Origin of the sequence: Aphanizomenon flos-aquae FACHB-1287 (assembly GCF_014698755.1) — a bacterium.
Taxonomy (GTDB): Bacteria; Cyanobacteriota; Cyanobacteriia; order Cyanobacteriales; family Nostocaceae; genus Dolichospermum; species Dolichospermum flosaquae.
Map to the genome: position 1 here is coordinate 12,008 of NZ_JACJTO010000050.1, position 16,044 is coordinate 28,051.

At 39.2% G+C, this 16,044-nt stretch carries 11 protein-coding genes and 1 pseudogene; 5 read left to right on the forward strand and 7 right to left on the reverse strand.

Features of this window, described 5'->3' with window-relative positions; all coding sequences use genetic code 11:
* Window positions 1–208: 208 nt before the first annotated feature.
* From H6G44_RS17865 to H6G44_RS17880, 4 genes are all read right to left on the reverse strand, one after another.
* Window positions 209–3,895, reverse strand: a complete 3,687-nt coding sequence (locus H6G44_RS17865; protein ID WP_190387873.1) for a TonB-dependent receptor — start codon at window positions 3,893–3,895, stop codon at window positions 209–211.
* Entirely contained in the window at window positions 3,892–5,346 is a 1,455-nt protein-coding gene (locus H6G44_RS17870) for an isopeptide-forming domain-containing fimbrial protein (RefSeq protein WP_190387883.1), read from the reverse strand. Before H6G44_RS17870 ends, H6G44_RS17865 begins: the two co-directional genes overlap by 4 nt.
* A 231-nt stretch (window positions 5,347–5,577) precedes the next feature.
* Window positions 5,578–6,138 (reverse strand): DUF11 domain-containing protein, encoded by a 561-nt coding sequence (locus H6G44_RS17875; RefSeq protein WP_190387874.1) that lies wholly within the window; start codon window positions 6,136–6,138, stop codon window positions 5,578–5,580.
* A gap of 453 nt (window positions 6,139–6,591) precedes the next feature.
* A complete protein-coding gene (locus H6G44_RS17880; RefSeq protein WP_190595381.1) occupies window positions 6,592–9,126 on the reverse strand; it encodes a beta strand repeat-containing protein in 2,535 nt (844 codons plus the stop codon).
* 412 nt (window positions 9,127–9,538) lie between these two features.
* Here H6G44_RS17880 and thrC point away from each other — a divergent pair, with 412 nt between their 5' ends.
* From thrC to H6G44_RS17895, 3 genes are all read left to right on the forward strand, one after another.
* Window positions 9,539–10,843: a threonine synthase gene (gene thrC / locus H6G44_RS17885; RefSeq protein WP_190387876.1), complete on the forward strand. Its 1,305-nt coding sequence runs from the start codon at window positions 9,539–9,541 to the stop codon at window positions 10,841–10,843.
* Between the two features lie 80 nt (window positions 10,844–10,923).
* The gene (locus H6G44_RS17890; protein ID WP_190387877.1) at window positions 10,924–11,199 is read left to right on the forward strand and encodes a MoaD/ThiS family protein; all 276 of its coding nucleotides are present in this window, start codon (window positions 10,924–10,926) and stop codon (window positions 11,197–11,199) included.
* Between the two features lie 159 nt (window positions 11,200–11,358).
* Window positions 11,359–11,808, forward strand: coding sequence for a DUF2996 domain-containing protein (locus tag H6G44_RS17895; protein ID WP_190387878.1), 450 nt, complete (start codon window positions 11,359–11,361; stop codon window positions 11,806–11,808).
* 511 nt (window positions 11,809–12,319) lie between these two features.
* Here the strand turns inward: H6G44_RS17895 and rnc are convergent.
* Window positions 12,320–13,012, reverse strand: a complete 693-nt coding sequence (gene rnc / locus H6G44_RS17900; RefSeq protein WP_190387879.1) for a ribonuclease III — start codon at window positions 13,010–13,012, stop codon at window positions 12,320–12,322.
* Window positions 13,013–13,130: 118 nt separating this feature from the next.
* Window positions 13,131–13,730 carry a ferric reductase-like transmembrane domain-containing protein gene (locus H6G44_RS17910; protein ID WP_190387880.1) on the reverse strand — a complete coding sequence of 200 codons (600 nt, stop codon included), beginning with the start codon at window positions 13,728–13,730 and terminating at the stop codon, window positions 13,131–13,133.
* A gap of 261 nt (window positions 13,731–13,991) precedes the next feature.
* Here H6G44_RS17910 and hemE point away from each other — a divergent pair, with 261 nt between their 5' ends.
* Window positions 13,992–15,044, forward strand: a complete 1,053-nt coding sequence (hemE, locus tag H6G44_RS17915) for a uroporphyrinogen decarboxylase (protein WP_190387881.1) — start codon at window positions 13,992–13,994, stop codon at window positions 15,042–15,044.
* A gap of 206 nt (window positions 15,045–15,250) precedes the next feature.
* Here the strand turns inward: hemE and H6G44_RS17920 are convergent, their stop codons facing one another.
* Window positions 15,251–15,460: a hypothetical protein gene (locus H6G44_RS17920; RefSeq protein WP_242031787.1), complete on the reverse strand. Its 210-nt coding sequence runs from the start codon at window positions 15,458–15,460 to the stop codon at window positions 15,251–15,253.
* 125 nt (window positions 15,461–15,585) lie between these two features.
* On the opposite strand from H6G44_RS17920, the pseudogene H6G44_RS17925 reads away from it, so the two are divergent.
* Window positions 15,586–15,894, forward strand: a pseudogene (locus tag H6G44_RS17925) (IS4 family transposase); the annotation flags it as partial.
* Between the last annotated feature and the right edge of the window lie 150 nt (window positions 15,895–16,044).

Below are 16,044 nucleotides of genomic sequence, written 5' to 3' on the forward strand. Positions count from 1 at the left end.
CCACTGACCAATGACCACTGACCACTGACCACCCTTAGCAAGGAGAAAGGGGGGTCATTGTTACCTTTCCACCCTTAGCAAGGAGAAAGAGGGGTCATTGTTACCTTTCCCCCCTTAGCAAGGGGAAAGGGGGGTCTCCTTAGTAACAGATTCCTGTTGTTGTTTAGGAGCAACCTTTTGTAGTCCAAAACCTTCAAATAGTTCATTGTTACCTTTCCCCCCTTAGCAAGGGGGGACTAAGGGGGGTCTCCTTAGTAACAGATTCCTGTTGTTGTTTAGGAGCAACCTTTTGTAGTCCAAAACCTTCAAATAGTTCATTAAGTTTCACGGTCAATCCTAAATAAGCACCTCCAGCAGCACGACTTCCTGAAAAGTCTCTATCTTCAACTTTACCAAAAGCATAACCAGCAGCTAAACGCAAATTAGGAGTTAGATAATAACCAGTTTCTAATACAAATCCTGTCTCCATATAATTACCTTGAGTAATTAACCGCGATTCTCCTACCAAATCTAGACTGTATCCTAACCGATAGGTAGCACGGAGTTGAGACAGATTTACAGAACTTGTCCCCACCAATTCATTAGATAAATAGGAGGTACTATTGCGAAAGGCATATTTACCATAAAATTCCCATTGCCAATTAGGAGCATAAATAGTCTCCACTGCAAAGGTATGATCTGTTGCACCTGTACCTGTACCCAAAAGAATAGAATCAGGAATTGTAGCGGGATTTTGACGATATTCATAGCGGAATAAGGCGTTAAATTGGTCACTATTAATATCACGATAAGCCAAACCCATTTTCACATTTACTGAATCTCCTAAACCTAAATTTTGATTAGCTGAACTAGCTTGTTGATAACGAGCTAAGGCCGTCAAAGAAGGAGAAACTTTACCTGTAATACCGCTTGTAATTACAGTATTTGTCCCACCAGCAGAACTGCGATATTCGTATTTGGTACTAGCTTGAAAGTTAGGATTATCTGTATACTCCAAACCAGCGCTATAACTATCACCACTATTAAAACTAACGGAAGAACCAGCTTGTCCAAAAGCAAAGGGTTGAGAAAATTGTTGACTACTGGCGTTACGGTTGAAGAAACTACCAAATACGTGTTCATAACCAACATTTAAAAGCAAGCCCGGAGCAATAGTTAGGCGGTTTTTCAGTCCAATAGCTCCCTGGGTACTCATTTCATTAGAACTACCAACGATAGAATACCGTCCTGTTAAAGAAGTATCCGCGCCAAGTTTTTGCTCACCATTGAGATTTAAACTGGTGACAGAGTTACCACTAGATTGACCACCATTAAATATTTGATGACTTAAACTGACATTAACCCCAGACATAGCAGCCCAATTCAATCCAAAGGTAGTACGAGCCGGGTAAACACTATCTTGTTGACTGGTCAGACTAAGCTCATTTTGGGCTTGGAAGGTGAGACTTTTAGCTAAAGGTACATTTAACCGCGATCGCAATTGTTGGGAATTGGTGTTAGAATTACTAGAACTCATCCTGTCTTGACGTTGACGATAAATCCAATCTAGATCTACACTAGACTGACCAAATCGCTGTTGTACTCCCGCAGTCACAGTAGTTAGTGAATTATTAACAGCACTTCCTGTGGTTGCTTGAGATTGGGGGGTAAATAATTCTTCAAAGGTATTCCTCGCCACCGGTGCAAGTCCAAAATTATCTTCATGGTCATATTGCCACCGCAGATTTGTACTATTTGTCACCTTACCTACGGCTTGCACTCCATAACGAGTTTGGCCAGGAACAAAACTGGTCGTGGCATTGTTAGCAAACCCTGTATCTACTGAAGTATAATAAGTCCGTCCTGTCAAAAATGAGAATAACTGTCCTTCTAGTTCTAAACGATAGGCTTGACCGCTAACTGGTCCCAATAATTCGGAAGTGTTCCGAGAATGGGCATATTCTGCGGTGAGTTTACCAGCGTTTGTAAAGGATATTTGGGTATCTGCTCCATAAATCTGAAATTCTCGCAGACCTTGACTTTCTTGTAAAAAGGTTGTTCCTAACCAACTTTGTTTTTGGTCTGCTCCACTCAAGTTATATTGCAGACGACTTGCATAAATTTGACCGTCGGAGTTTTTGGCATCATATTCATAACTAACTATGATTTTGCGGACTAGTATTTGTCCATATTCATTCACAGCAGTTCTAAAAATGGGCGATTTAAAAAGTACAGTTCCCCGATCATAATCTATATCATAGTCTGTTCCGCGCTCTAATTTTTGCCTTTTGAGCACCGTTCCTGGACGATTTAGTTCTTCTAATTCTAGGTAAATGTTTTCACTACCACCCACTAAAATCCGTCGGGACAGGAAATAATAACCACTAGTTCCGTCCGGGGCTATGGTATCTCGTTGGAAACCTTTAACGTATTGGCTATAAAATCCTGTAATGGCTAGACTGCCTAGGTTATAATTTGATTTAAAGCCGTTTAGTTGGCGACTGATGGAGGTAAACTGCTGTGATGGTCGTGCAAATTCCTCAGTATTATAATCACCCCAGGTCAAATAATCGGGATTAGCGCCGGGAACTTTTGAGGAACGTTCTAAGCGCGCAAATACACTACTAATGGACGGGGTAACAAGTTCGGATTTGGAACTATCACCATTAACGGGGTAAGTCTGATTATTAGAAGAACCGGTAGCAAATAAATTAGTATCACAGTCACAACCTTCATTTAAACTGCGAGAACTGTTATAAGCACCAGTAAACAACCATTCACCAATAGCACCGGTGGCAAAAATAGCAGAATTAAAACCGAATTGCGGATCATTATTCCGATCAACTGGTAAGAAATCACGATACCGACTATAATAGTCTGTACCCTTTGCGCCGAGTCGTAGATCTATGAAACCAGTTAATAGACTAGGACGTAAAGCAGTTTCAAATTGTAATTGGGTAAAGGCTTCGAGTCCCGTGGTAATGGCGCTAATTCTCACCGTCTGGGCTTTGTTATCTGCTAGTAATTTGGCGGTAAATAGCCCCTCTTTGGCTTGGACTTGAAAACCGGGTTGATCTGGATTAAGGTCAGCATCAATGAATTTTCCGGCTGTGGGTGTTAAAGTTATAACAGCGTCTTGATTGGATCGATTACCATCTTTATCTAATAGTTGCCCCTGAATTATAGCGGTAGAACGACCATCAGCGGGAATGCGACTGGACAGACTTTCTATTTTTAATTGAGTGGCTGCTCCTGTGACGGATATCTGTACTGTGTCGGTTTTTTCTCCTATGGTCGCAGATAGGTCGTTTTGTCCTTCTTTTAAGCCGATACCATACCAAGTTTGCGTTACTAGTTTGGTATCAGGATTGGTTTCTGTGCGGCCAAGTAAGGACTGTTCTACTAACTGTCCATTAACTCGTAATTCTATTTGACTACCAAGACTAAATTGGACAATGACAGAAGTGGAAAGGCTATTTAAAACTTCCTCTGGTTTAGGAGTAAGAATTTTTACAATTTTGGTAGGGGCGAACGGCCGTTCGCCCCTACTTTCGGTGTTTGGGTCTAGGGGAATAGGTGTGGGTACGGATTCCTGAACTATGGATTTGTTGGAATCTAAGGCGTTGGTGAGGGGAATATTTGCCTCCCTCGGTTCTTCTTTGCTAGGGGGGGAAACAAGAGTATCTAGTTTTTCTGGAACTGTGATATTAGTCTCTCTTGTGTTTTCTGACCGGGGGGAAGTTATAGTTTGACTAGATTTACTATCCGCGCTTTTGTCTTCTTGATTTTCGGTGCTTGTTAATTGATTTGTATTTTCTGCTTTGGCTAAATCATGAGATAGTGCGGAACTAAGGGACAAGAATACAGTTCCTACTAGTAGTTTAATAAGATAGTGATGATAACCTAAAGATTTCATGGTGTTTCCCCCTCTTCTTGGAATGTGGGAGTAACAGCAAAATTCATTTTTACCATGCTACCAGGTGCTATTCGTACTAAGCGAGATTGACTATTTCGTTCTTTGAATTTTCGATTGGGCGCTAGGGTGTATCCTGGTAAACTGCTCAGATCTAAAACTCCCGTATGGGGGCCGGGTAGAACATTTATCAGGGAAAATAAACCATTGGCATCAGTAATTATACGATTACCATTTTCTAGATAAATGACTGCATTGGGGATTCCTGGTTCTCCTGGTTGTTGTTCACCGTCAAAATTCTTATCGACAAATACCCGGCCGATAATTATTCCACAATCACTGGTAATTCCCCCGCGAACTTTCAAATAGTGTGTTGCAGGTCCATCTTTAACGGTTATATTAGGATCATCCTTTCTAGCTGAAATTACAGTAGCACTGTTTAGACCTGTCCCCCGTTGAGCATCATTAGTTAGTTGTACGGCATAAGCTATATTAATACTTTTATTAGTTTCAATAGTTGTATTAGCACTAAATTTGATGGTACTGCCATTTTGAGTAGTTTTAATATCTACCACCTTACCATCTAATTCTGCTCGTACGGAATTAGGTAGAAATCTAAACCCTAGTGGTAAGATGTCTGTGACTACTATGTTATTTAGCGCTACATCTTGAGAGGTATTTTTCGCTGAAATCCGATAAATCGCCGTATCTCCTGGTTCTGCTGTAGCGCGATCGCCTGTTTTTGTGATGCGTATTTGATTTGATTGGCACATTCTCAGATCAAACTTGAATCCTAATAGGTCGGTTGCAGCGTTATTTACGATTTGTATATTTGTAATGGTGGTACTATTATTGACGCTAATGGGTTTACCATCTAAAGAAGTAGCCCTATAAGAAACAATATTATTTGCATTACTTAATATCTCTAATTTGACCATTTGCTGCTGATAAATGGAATTAATAGGCGGATTAATTACAAGAATGTAGGTTTTACCGATATTAACTTGACTCTTTGTAGCATCAAGCAAAAAGTTATACACACCTTTATACTGTATGGGGTCATTACCGACGGGATAGGGATTAATGTTTTTGCTATTTGGTGGTATTCCTGCTGGTACACCATTGTTAGGGATATCAGGAATTTCGCTGGTTGTCAAAGAAACTAATTGTCCTGGGTCCGTACCTGTTGGTCCACTAGGTTCATGAAGACTGACGAAAAACCCGGTGTAGTCAGGTAAAAGCGCCCCTCCACAGCCAAGAATCTGGCCGATAGGGTCAATCAAGGAGTTATCCGCTGGAACCATGATAGAAGTCCCCTCAACAATTTTAGTTACTGGCTGATTATTTTTATCAGTATCTTGATAACCGTAGGTATAACTAGCTTGATTGTTAAAATTAAATCGTCTTCCCAGTTGGGTTTGTGCAACAGCTACAGGTACACTAGTCTGTAACATACTTCCCAGCAATACACAGGCGGTTAGAATTTTCGACCAACCACCTTGAAAATTCCAAATTTTGATTAGCCAATGAATATTCACGGGTACATCTCATCTTTAATAACTTAAAAATTACTCTTGTCGGTTGTCAGTTGTTCGTTGTCAGTTGTCAGTTGTTTGTTGTTCATGACTACTGACCACTGACCAATAACCACTGACCATTAACCACTGACCATTAACCACTGACCATTAACGAACTTGAGTTTCATAAACAGCGGTAAAAGTTTCTTTGCTCTGGATAGACGGAATTAATACCCGAATGTGAGTATAAGCCTTTGCTGGTGCAGGTTCGGTGACTATTTTACCATTGCGAGTTACTTTCACGGTAGGTTTTTCTACAAAAGTGCGTTGATTGTCAATACTGTATGTCACTTTGGCATCTTGATTAGAAACCTTTATTGAATTCAACACATACACCGTTTGTTTAGGAATGAGTGGATTAAGAGTCACATTTGCAATGGGTTTATTACCGTTATTAATTCCTGTCAAGGTGTATTGCAAAATGTCCCCTGGACTAACAGTATTACTCTGTAAAGATTCCCAGGTTTTAATTTGCTTACCTTGTTTGTCTTGACTAATTACCTGTTTTTTTGCTGACAGTTTTAACTCCAGTGGTTGATTTTGATTATTACTTTGAGCAAGCGCACTGGTAGACTGAGATATAAGTGCTATTCCGGTAACAGGGTTAATAAAAGGTACAGCAATGACCAGGGCGCAAGCACTTAAACTAACTATGGAAAAATGTTTCATTTTTATACTTCCTATTATTTAAAATCAGTTGTCACGATTTTTACCCCCCTTAGTCCCCCCCTTACAAAGGAGGGAAATAAGAAAAAATCCATTTTTACCCCCCTTAGTCCCCCCTTATAAAGGAGGGAAATAAGAAAAAATCCATTTTTACCCCCCTTAGTCCCCCCTTATAAAGGAGGGAAATAAGAAAAAATCCAGTTTTACCCCCCTTAGTCCCCCCTTATAAAGAGGGGAAATAAGAAAAAATCCATTTTTACCCCCCTTAGTCCCCCCTTATAAAGGAGGGAAATAAGATTTGTAGAAAACCCAACATGAGCGTTTGGTCGCGCTGTCGCTTAACTTAAACATTGCAAGAAATGAACAACGTCTTGCTCTTATGGTGCTTTTGGGAGGGTTCGAGAGGGTTCAAAAATACATCAATCATGACTTTTCAAACACCCTCTAAATAGTTTCCTAGTTTAATTTGCGTTGGAAGTTCAATGTTCCCGAATCTTGTGGTGCAATAGATCCAGTAGGACTATTTACATACTTGGTAACAAGAACTCCGTCACCAGCGGGAGTAGTAGTAACAGTAGTAGGATTAGGAGTAGTAGTACTATTATTAACAGTAATAGTAGCAGTAGTTGCTGATGCCATATTACTGGTATCAATGATACCGTCGCTATCATTATCTTTTGCCCAGTTGTTTTTACCATCACCAGGAACAGTGCTGAGAGTACCATCCTCAGTAATCACAACGTTCTGAGCCTGCAGAATCACGTTATTGGTTCCAGTACCCTGTGCAGTAGATATATTCTTGTAGCGGATTTCGTACTGAATAATGTTACCAGGAGATGGTGTTCTAGCTTCGTCTGCTACGGTTGGATCAGGGTCAATGACTAGGCCTGTAGCTGGATTAGTATAAGCTGGTGTGGTATTATAGTTGCCTTGATTTCCTATCACGGCTGGACCAGTTCCCAGGACAATCCGCGAGAACTTGAGCAATTGCAAGAAGCCAGTATATACCCTATCAATTGTAATGTTAGTTGCATTACCAATAGTAGCGGTAATAGGTACTGGATAGCCCCATTCTGTATCACCTGTATAGTCAGTCAAGGTATCTGTTGACAGCTTCGTACCAGTTGGCAGATCTACTTCCACACCATAGTTAACAGTACCATTAGCAGCAACGTTAGGAATGGAAATCTGGGTGCCAGTTATGAGGGTGAATGGAATAGCAGCAGTTTGACTGTATTGATAAACAGCAGAATTACCACCATTAGTAATAGTTACTTTTGTCCCTGTTGGTAAATCAAACTTATTTGCTGGTACGGTTGGTGCTAGTGTAACAACTGCGGTAGCACCAGTATCATTTTGAACTGTGTTACTGAAAGTGACTGGTGCTGGGTCAATTGTAGAACCAGGATTTGTCCCGGCTGGAATCAAGGAAGACTTGTTAGTGAAGTCAGTATTATTATCTGCACCTGGACCTGTAGCGTTAGCCGCTCCTTCTGGTCCATTGAGTACGTCAGTAGTAGGTGTAGTTACTACACTAATTATCAGTTGGTTGTCTTCACCACCAGGTCCTGTACCAGTATTATTGTTATTTGTGTCAATTCCTTGGGTGATTGGGTTAGCAACCCCATCGATGATACTTGCAAGCACAGCGGCTGCATTTGTAGGTAGAATACCATTCGTGGATGCTGCTCCAGGTGTCATGTTACCAGCAGAACCACTGTAGTTACTGGGATTTTGGTCACCTGATTCGTCATACACTGGTGGTGCACCAGCACCAGCACCAGGTGTTTCACCAACTAACTGAGCAATGCTGTTAATAGTCAATGTTGTTGGTGTTCCTGTTATTGCAAGCGGAATAGCGAAGCCAGTAACAGTAGTACCAGCAGTAATATTATCACCAGCAGTAAGAGTCTCTTTAACGAAACCGACTCTTGTTACGGTTCCCAAAACAGGAGCAGTTGTAGTCCATACAACATCCTGTGGCTTTACTCCAGTAACTGGGGCGGTAGAATAAACTGCTGTCCACCCAGTTGGGGCAGTAGGTGCTGCTGATAATACCGTACCAGCAGGAATTACGTCGGAAACTAAAATGTAATTCTTGTTGGCGACACTATCAACGGTTATACCTGCATAACCGGTAAGTGGTTGTGGTGTGATTCCTAGTCCAGTTACGTCACTACCTTCAACTCGTAAACTCAAATTGTAAGTAATTGTATCGTCCGTGATACTATTGGTTGTGTTGTTATTACTGTAAGTATTAGTTTTCAGCAAAGTAGCCAAGGACATATTGTTTGTTGATGCAGGAGTATTAATACCAACAACTGTACTTATCTGTGTGTTACTAGCTTCCCGTGTGCCGTTAATTGGTACACCAGGTATTTCATCGATAATAGTGGGAGCATCAGGGTTATCTACGGTGTAAACGTCACCACCATTGTTAACACGGAGTACGTTTTGAGCGTTGTTAGGTGTATCACCAATTTTTACGTTAATCGCATCATTAGCATTAGCACCAGCCTGGACTGTGACTGGGACTTGAACCAAGACTGTTCCACCCACAGGGATTGAAGATGTAATAACTTCAGTTCCAGGTATCTGTGTATAACTACCATTGATACTATAAGATAAGTTGCCAGCAACAACAGGTCCAGTAGTTGTGGCTAGGTTAGGTATGCGGAATCTAGTGGGGTCGTTACCCACGTTCTTAATTGCGAATGTGTAAGTAAGGGTATCACCAACCTTAATTACATCGGCTGGTGTGCTATCTACTACACCAACATTTGTTATTGTGATACCTGCTACTTCTGCCACCGTTACCACAACTGGGTTAGATGTAGTATTAAGAGTTGTGTTGGGGTTATTAGGATCGTTGTAAGTCGCTGTTGCTGTGTTACTAATAGTTTGTCCAGCTCTTGTTCCCTCAGCAAGGGCAGGAGCTACGAAGGGGAAGAATCCGTATGATGGACAGGGTAGAATATACAATTTCTGCAAGAAAATTTATTTTTTTTACATAAGTGCCAAAAATCTTTATAAAATATTTATATTTCATAAAGATGTAGCTGTATCTTAGCAAATATATAGCTTCAGTATATGGCTTTTCAGTCTCATAAAGTACACCCAAAATTAATTCTCTGTTCCCTGCTTATGAAAAATAAAAAACTTTGTATGTCATGACCATGGTAATAGGTGACAGTAATATCTATAATAAAGTAGGAAAACAGTCTAAAAATCACTTAAAAGGGACAAAAATCGTTTTTATGAGTGGGGAAATAATAGAGAAAGTTTAGGCATTTAAAAAATTAATGAATTAAACCCGATAAAAATAGTCGGGTATGTTTGACGAGAATTTTACTTTGTGTTAGTATCATTCCAAAGTTGACGGATATCCAGGGGAACGAAAATTATGACTCAGGCGATTACAAACCTCAACCAAGCGAATGTTTCTATTCTCAAGGCTTTGAAGTGTAAAGAATGTGGAGCAGAATACGAACTAAAAGCGACTCATGTATGTGAATTGTGTTTTGGACCGTTAGAAGTCAAATATGATTATCATCTTATTAAGAGCTTGGTCAGCCGAGAAACTATTGAAGCTGGTCCTAATTCTATTTGGCGCTACCGTCACTTTTTGCCGGTTGCTACTGATAACTTTATAGATGTAGGCACAGGAATGACTCCTTTGGTACGTTCCCACCGTCTAGCCCGTCGTCTGGGTCTAAATAAACTTTATATTAAAAATGATGCCGTCAATATGCCCACTTTGAGCTTTAAGGATCGAGTGGTATCAGTTGCCCTCAGTAGAGCCAGGGAATTAGGTTTTACGACTGTTTCCTGTGCTAGTACAGGTAACTTAGCCAATTCTACTGCAGCAATTGCGGCCCATGCTGGTTTAGATTGTTGTGTATTTATTCCTTCGGATTTAGAAGCTGGTAAGGTCATTGGTAGTTTGATTTATAGTCCTACGCTCATGGCAGTCAAAGGCAACTATGATCAAGTTAATCGTCTTTGTTCAGAAGTGGCCAATACCCATGGTTGGGGTTTTGTGAATATTAACTTGCGTCCTTATTATTCCGAAGGTTCTAAAACTTTAGGTTTTGAAGTTGCAGAACAATTAGGTTGGGAATTACCAGATCATATAGTTGCACCCTTGGCTTCTGGTTCTCTATTCACTAAAATTTATAAAGGGTTCCGAGAATTTGTAGAAGTTGGTTTAGTGGAAGATAAAGATGTCCGGTTCAGTGGCGCTCAAGCGGAAGGTTGTTCTCCTATTGCGACTGCATTTAAGGAAGGTAGAGACTTCATTCAACCAGTTAAACCAAATACAATTGCTAAATCAATTGCTATTGGCAACCCGGCAGATGGGGTATATGCTGTAGAAATAGCCCAAAAAACCAATGGTAATATTGAATCAGTTAATGATGCGGAAATTATCGAAGGTATCAAACTTTTAGCAGAAACCGAGGGCATTTTTACGGAAACCGCAGGGGGTACAACCGTTGCTGTTCTGAAAAAACTAGTCGAAGCTGGCAAAATTGATCCAGATGAAACTACAGTAGTTTATATTACTGGTAATGGTTTGAAAACCCAGGAAGCAATTCAAGGTTATATTGGCGAACCTCTAACAATTGATGCCAAGTTAGACAGTTTTGAGCGGGCTTTAGAGAGATCCCGTACGCTTGATCGCTTAGAATGGCAACAAGTTCTAGTTTAATCATTTTCCCAGATTATCAGGGTTTGGCAGTGCTAAACCCCTAGCAAGCAGGTCACACACTCACTATTAACGTTTAAACAATGTCCGTAAAAGTTCTAGTCCCCACCGTTCTCCAAAAATTTACAAACGACCAAGCTGTTTTGGAATGTAGTGGTAGTAATATTTCTGAATTGTTTGATTACTTGGAAGTAAGCTATCCTAATATTAAGGGGCGCTTGCGGAAACCAGAAGGAGAACCTTTACGGTTCTTGAATTTCTATGTTAACAGCGAAGATATTCGCTTTTTAGAACATACAAAAACACCGCTTAAGGATGGTGATGAGGTGAGTATTGTTCCCGCTGTTGCAGGTGGCTGAAGTATATACAAAGGCTTATCCATATCCTGTTATCTCGTTCCCAGTATTCGACTGGGAATGGAGTCCAGAAGCGCTTTCTCAAAAGTAAATCAATAAAATTGCAAAATTCATGGCTATGGTATGTCAAAATAAAAATAACTGACTACCTGAAAATTAGCAATGGCAGAAGAAACCACACAAACTCCAGTAGAAAGCGAAAAAACCGCCGCTAAAGCTGCCAAAAAGGAAAAAACCCCAGCTTTGGAGGATAAGCCTTTTGAAGAGTTTATGCAGCAGCATTATCTCCCAGCGTTGGAAGCAGCAATTAATAAGGAAGGTGTACCAGATATCAAGCTGACTTTTGCCAAACAGAAGTATTCTATCATTGGTTTTACTTCGGCGGAAGAATGTTGGCAAGTTATCGGTTCTTGGCAAGGGGGACAACGCCAGTTTAATGTATATTTCCCGGAAGAAAATATTCAAGGGAAAAAGGGTTTTTCCTGTAATGAAGGTAAAAAAACCAGTACCTTGGAATCTTTTTTGATTGACGAGCGGAAAATTACCCTAGATTTGTTAGTATCTCGGTTGGTCTATCGTTTGAATGGTCAAAAATGGCTAGGTAGAAATTAGTTACTAAAATCATAAGCCACGACTCCAGGAATGGGGTCTTTTACTTATTATGCTTTTTTGAAGAAAAGTCCGTCACGAGCATTGAACTTGTGACTTTACCTTTAACAAGGGTGTGCTAATGGCAAAATTTAGGTTTTTCTAAGGGTTACAGCTATCTAACCATAAAATAGAGACGTTTGATTAAACATCTCTATTTGGTGAATAAGATTAAATAACAGGAGCGGCTGTAAGTATAAACCACAGCAATAAAGCTAATACCAAAACACTGATTTTAACGATTAGATACGTATAAGCATGAGGGATAAGAAAATCTTGGGTTGTCATATTCCACCTCTACTTACTAGCAATTAACTAGTTATTTAACAGTGGGAGTCTTTTTTCTTACTCCATTTTCCTATGTTTCTATTATCGCTTAAAAATGAGTTAAATAGATGCTTGGCAAATTTTTCTTAACATTTCTTAGCTTTATTTAGTATCTGGTCAGATTTATCAAAAAGAAGCTAATAAACCCCTATAAATCCCAATTTTTCAATTTAGCTAAGGCATCTTCAGCAGCAGCTTTTTCTGCATCTTTTTTATTACGTCCTTGACCTGTTCCCCGTAATATTTCTGTCCCGTTCACTACTTCAAATACATCAGACTTAAACACTGGTGTATGAGACTGTCCACCTATTTGTTTTGTGTTATATTTGGGAGGATTTATGTTACCGCTCCTTTGTACCCATTCCTGAAAGCGGTTTTTTGAATCTACATTTGAACGAGTTTCTACAATGTCTCCTGATACAGAATTAAATAATGGTTCAACAATAACACGAAGGGGTTCAACGTTACAATTATTATCTAAATAATAAGCACCAATTACTGCTTCAAAGGTGCTACTTAGTAAGTTAGGATTTTGAAAACCTCCATCTCTAATTGTCCCTTTTCCTAATCTCATTCTGAAGTCTAAACCTACTTCAAGAGCAAATTTTGCTAGTTGTTTTTCTTCTACCAATCCAGAACGCAGACGAGTTAATTCATCTTCTCCTTTTTGGGGGTGACGACTATAAAGATATTGTCCACTTATGAAGTTAAGAATAGCATCACCAAGAAATTCTAAGCGCTCGTTATGTTCTCCTTCTCTGGGATTTTCGTTGACATAAGAACGGTGGGTCAGCGCTTGACGGAGCAGTTTTTCGTTATTGAATATGAGTAGTTTGTGCATTGTAACTAATTTGAGAATTAATGACAGTAGCTTGAGGTTGAGTTTTGTCTCCTAACTGAGCTACAGCTACATCTTTCTGGCTATTTTTAAGAACAAGGTTATCAGAAAAGGGAGGCAACTAGTTACTTTTGACTTCAATTATTTTTCTACTCACAAAAAGCAAAGACAAAGTAATAGATAAAAAAACCGCAAAGGGAGTAATATAACTCCAGTGTCCATACATTTTATCTAAAATATGCCAAGGAAGTAGAAGCAAACATAGATAGGTTAAACTGTGTATTTTTTTCCAATTTTTTTTAAGTTTTCTAATACTTTCTTTATTAGAAGTTATGGTTAAAATAGTGAAAATGATAGTTGATAATAACCCTGTAAAGTATTGGATGCAAGTATTGAAATCTAAGAAATTTAAAGATCTTGACCGAATCAATAATGCAGTGTGAGTCCAAGCAAAACAAAAAGCAGCAACACCCATATAACGTCGGTTTTTTAACAAGCTTTTCCAAATATATTGTTGCTTATAAAAATTTGGAAAAAGTGCTTTCATTGTAGTAGGAATAATAGTCAGTGCATAACATATTAAAGACAAAACACCAATAATATTTGCATAATCAATATCTGGTATGAAGAAAAACAGTATAATACTTAAAATGTAATTAATAAATACTAATGCGACAAAACCAAAGCTGGGACTCAAGTTTTTGTGAGATAAATGTTGCATTTCCAGACTCCTAAAGTAAATGGATTAGTCCTTAAACTTCATTCGGCCTATACGTAGAATACACCACTGAACTTGAAAATGTCAATACTCCTAATCATAAAATTTGTAACTTCAGATTCCCCCATGGGAAAATAAAACCATAACGTTTTATTAAGTTAAGTCAAGCAACCTTAAGACCTGAATAGATAGGCTCGTCAAGGGTAAACTGAGGATGGTAAACTAGATGGTGAAATATAAAAGTGACTTAGGATGAAGTGTTAAATGGGTGTTTCCTCAACGGCTCCTCTCCTCCTTCGGGCTGCTCGTGGTGAACAGGTAGATCGTCCCCCTGTATGGATGATGCGACAAGCGGGACGCTATATGCAAGCTTATCGGGATTTGCGGGAAAAATATCCTTCATTCCGCGATCGCTCGGAAATTCCCGAAGTAGCGATCGAAGTTTCCCTCCAACCCTGGAGAGCTTTCCAACCCGACGGAGTCATTTTATTTTCCGATATTGTCACTCCCCTACCAGGAATGGGAATTGACATGGATATTGCGGAAGGGAAGGGACCGATTATTTATTCGCCCATACGCACTCAAAAACAAATTGAACAACTGCGTCCTTTAGATCCAGAAGCAGCACTTCCGTTCATTAAAACGATTTTGCAAGCATTACGGCAGGAAGTGGGCAATCAATCAACGGTGTTAGGCTTTGTAGGTGCACCTTGGACTTTAGCGGCTTATGCAGTGGAAGGTAAGGGTTCTAAAACCTATTCCATTATCAAAAACATGGCCTTCTCAGATCCAACTGTTCTACATCAGCTATTAACTAAATTAGCTGAATCTATTGCTGATTATGTCCGCTATCAAATTGATTGTGGCGCTCAAGTGGTGCAAATGTTCGATTCTTGGGCGGGACAATTAAGCCCTCAAGATTATGATACCTTTGCTTTACCTTATCAAAAAATGGTATTCGAGAAAGTCAAAGCAACTCATCCTGATACACCATTAATTTTGTTAGTGACAGGTAGTGCGGGACTTTTAGAAAGAATGGCTACCTCTGGTGCTGATATTATTACTGTAGATTGGACAGTAGATATGGCAGATGCACGAGCTAGATTAGGTAAGCACGTGAAAGTACAGGGTAATCTTGATCCTGGTGTGTTATTTGGTTCTAAGCAATTTATCCGCGATCGCGTTTTAGATACTGTTCGCAAAGCTGGTAACTGGGGACACATCCTCAATCTCGGTCATGGTGTATTACCAGAAACTCCAGAGGAAAACGTCGCTTTCTTCTTTGAAACAGCGAAAAACCTCAACGCTTTGGTGTAGTTTTTTGGGTGGGCTTTTTGCCCACCTGATTTTTATTAAATGGAAATGAGAAAATAACGAACCACTCCAGGCACAGAGGACACAGAGAGAAATTTCTGTTATTTTTGAATAGGTTAACAGTAACATCCTGTACATCCTTAAATCCTGGACTTTGAGTGAAGTACACCTTGTGCGGGCAAGAGGCCCGCACCACAAGAGTTTTATTATTAATATCTGTACTTCATAATATCGGGAACTGCTGTATTTTTATTTTTCAATATAACCACTTGTTTCACAGATTGATAACGATGTTTAGCAATAGGATTTGCTAATTTTTCCAGAATTTTCCCTAATTCATCACTTACCAGATTCCCATTTAAATAATCTCTCCATACCCATTCCCCTTCCATTGGACTATATAAATCAAACGGACTCATTCCTGTTAATAAATGCAAATAAGTTACCCCTAAACTCAGAAGTGTTGAATGTTAAGAAAAGCCTGATAAAAATAGCCAAAAATATGTTAAATTTTGGGCGAAGGATTAAAATATTTTGATTAACCATGATCATAAACTCATTTCCCAAGATTGTCAAAAATATCCTGGAAGGACTACCCAAAAATGATTATCCTGTTTTAAACAGCCGTCTTTTTGTTGAGTGTTGGTTGGCTTATGCTCTGGATAATAGCTTAAGGAGTATGCGAGATTTATTTAAACGATTAAATAATACAGGTTTTGATGTAGATATTTCCACATTTTCCAAAGCCAACACTCATCGAAGTCAAAAAGTATTCCAGAAAATTTATCAACAATTAAATAAATTAGTGCAGAATAAAGTCCACAAAAAGTTACATGATAAATATCAGAAATGTTGAATGTCGTTACAAAACTTTACATATTTAAGTATAGTAGTATTATCAAGGGTAAAAATGTCAACATTTCATAATATCTTCCATCCAATGAACATAACTGATTTGTTGACACATACAAGCTTGAAGATAGCGGAATTTATCTAACATCTT

What these genes read in the sequence shown, in the direction of transcription:
- thrC (WP_190387876.1), top strand. Translation starts at nt 9,539, where the DNA reads ATGACTCAGGCGATTACAAACCTCAACCAAGCGAATGTTTCTATTCTC.
- H6G44_RS17895 (WP_190387878.1), top strand. Translation starts at nt 11,359, where the DNA reads ATGGCAGAAGAAACCACACAAACTCCAGTAGAAAGCGAAAAAACCGCC.
- H6G44_RS17890 (WP_190387877.1), top strand. Translation starts at nt 10,924, where the DNA reads ATGTCCGTAAAAGTTCTAGTCCCCACCGTTCTCCAAAAATTTACAAAC.
- H6G44_RS17865 (WP_190387873.1), bottom strand. Translation starts at nt 3,895, where the DNA reads ATGAAATCTTTAGGTTATCATCACTATCTTATTAAACTACTAGTAGGA.
- H6G44_RS17875 (WP_190387874.1), bottom strand. Translation starts at nt 6,138, where the DNA reads ATGAAACATTTTTCCATAGTTAGTTTAAGTGCTTGCGCCCTGGTCATT.
- H6G44_RS17920 (WP_242031787.1), bottom strand. Translation starts at nt 15,460, where the DNA reads ATGAGTCCGTTTGATTTATATAGTCCAATGGAAGGGGAATGGGTATGG.
- H6G44_RS17870 (WP_190387883.1), bottom strand. Translation starts at nt 5,346, where the DNA reads ATGTTACAGACTAGTGTACCTGTAGCTGTTGCACAAACCCAACTGGGA.
- hemE (WP_190387881.1), top strand. Translation starts at nt 13,992, where the DNA reads ATGGGTGTTTCCTCAACGGCTCCTCTCCTCCTTCGGGCTGCTCGTGGT.
- rnc (WP_190387879.1), bottom strand. Translation starts at nt 13,012, where the DNA reads ATGCACAAACTACTCATATTCAATAACGAAAAACTGCTCCGTCAAGCG.
- H6G44_RS17910 (WP_190387880.1), bottom strand. Translation starts at nt 13,730, where the DNA reads ATGCAACATTTATCTCACAAAAACTTGAGTCCCAGCTTTGGTTTTGTC.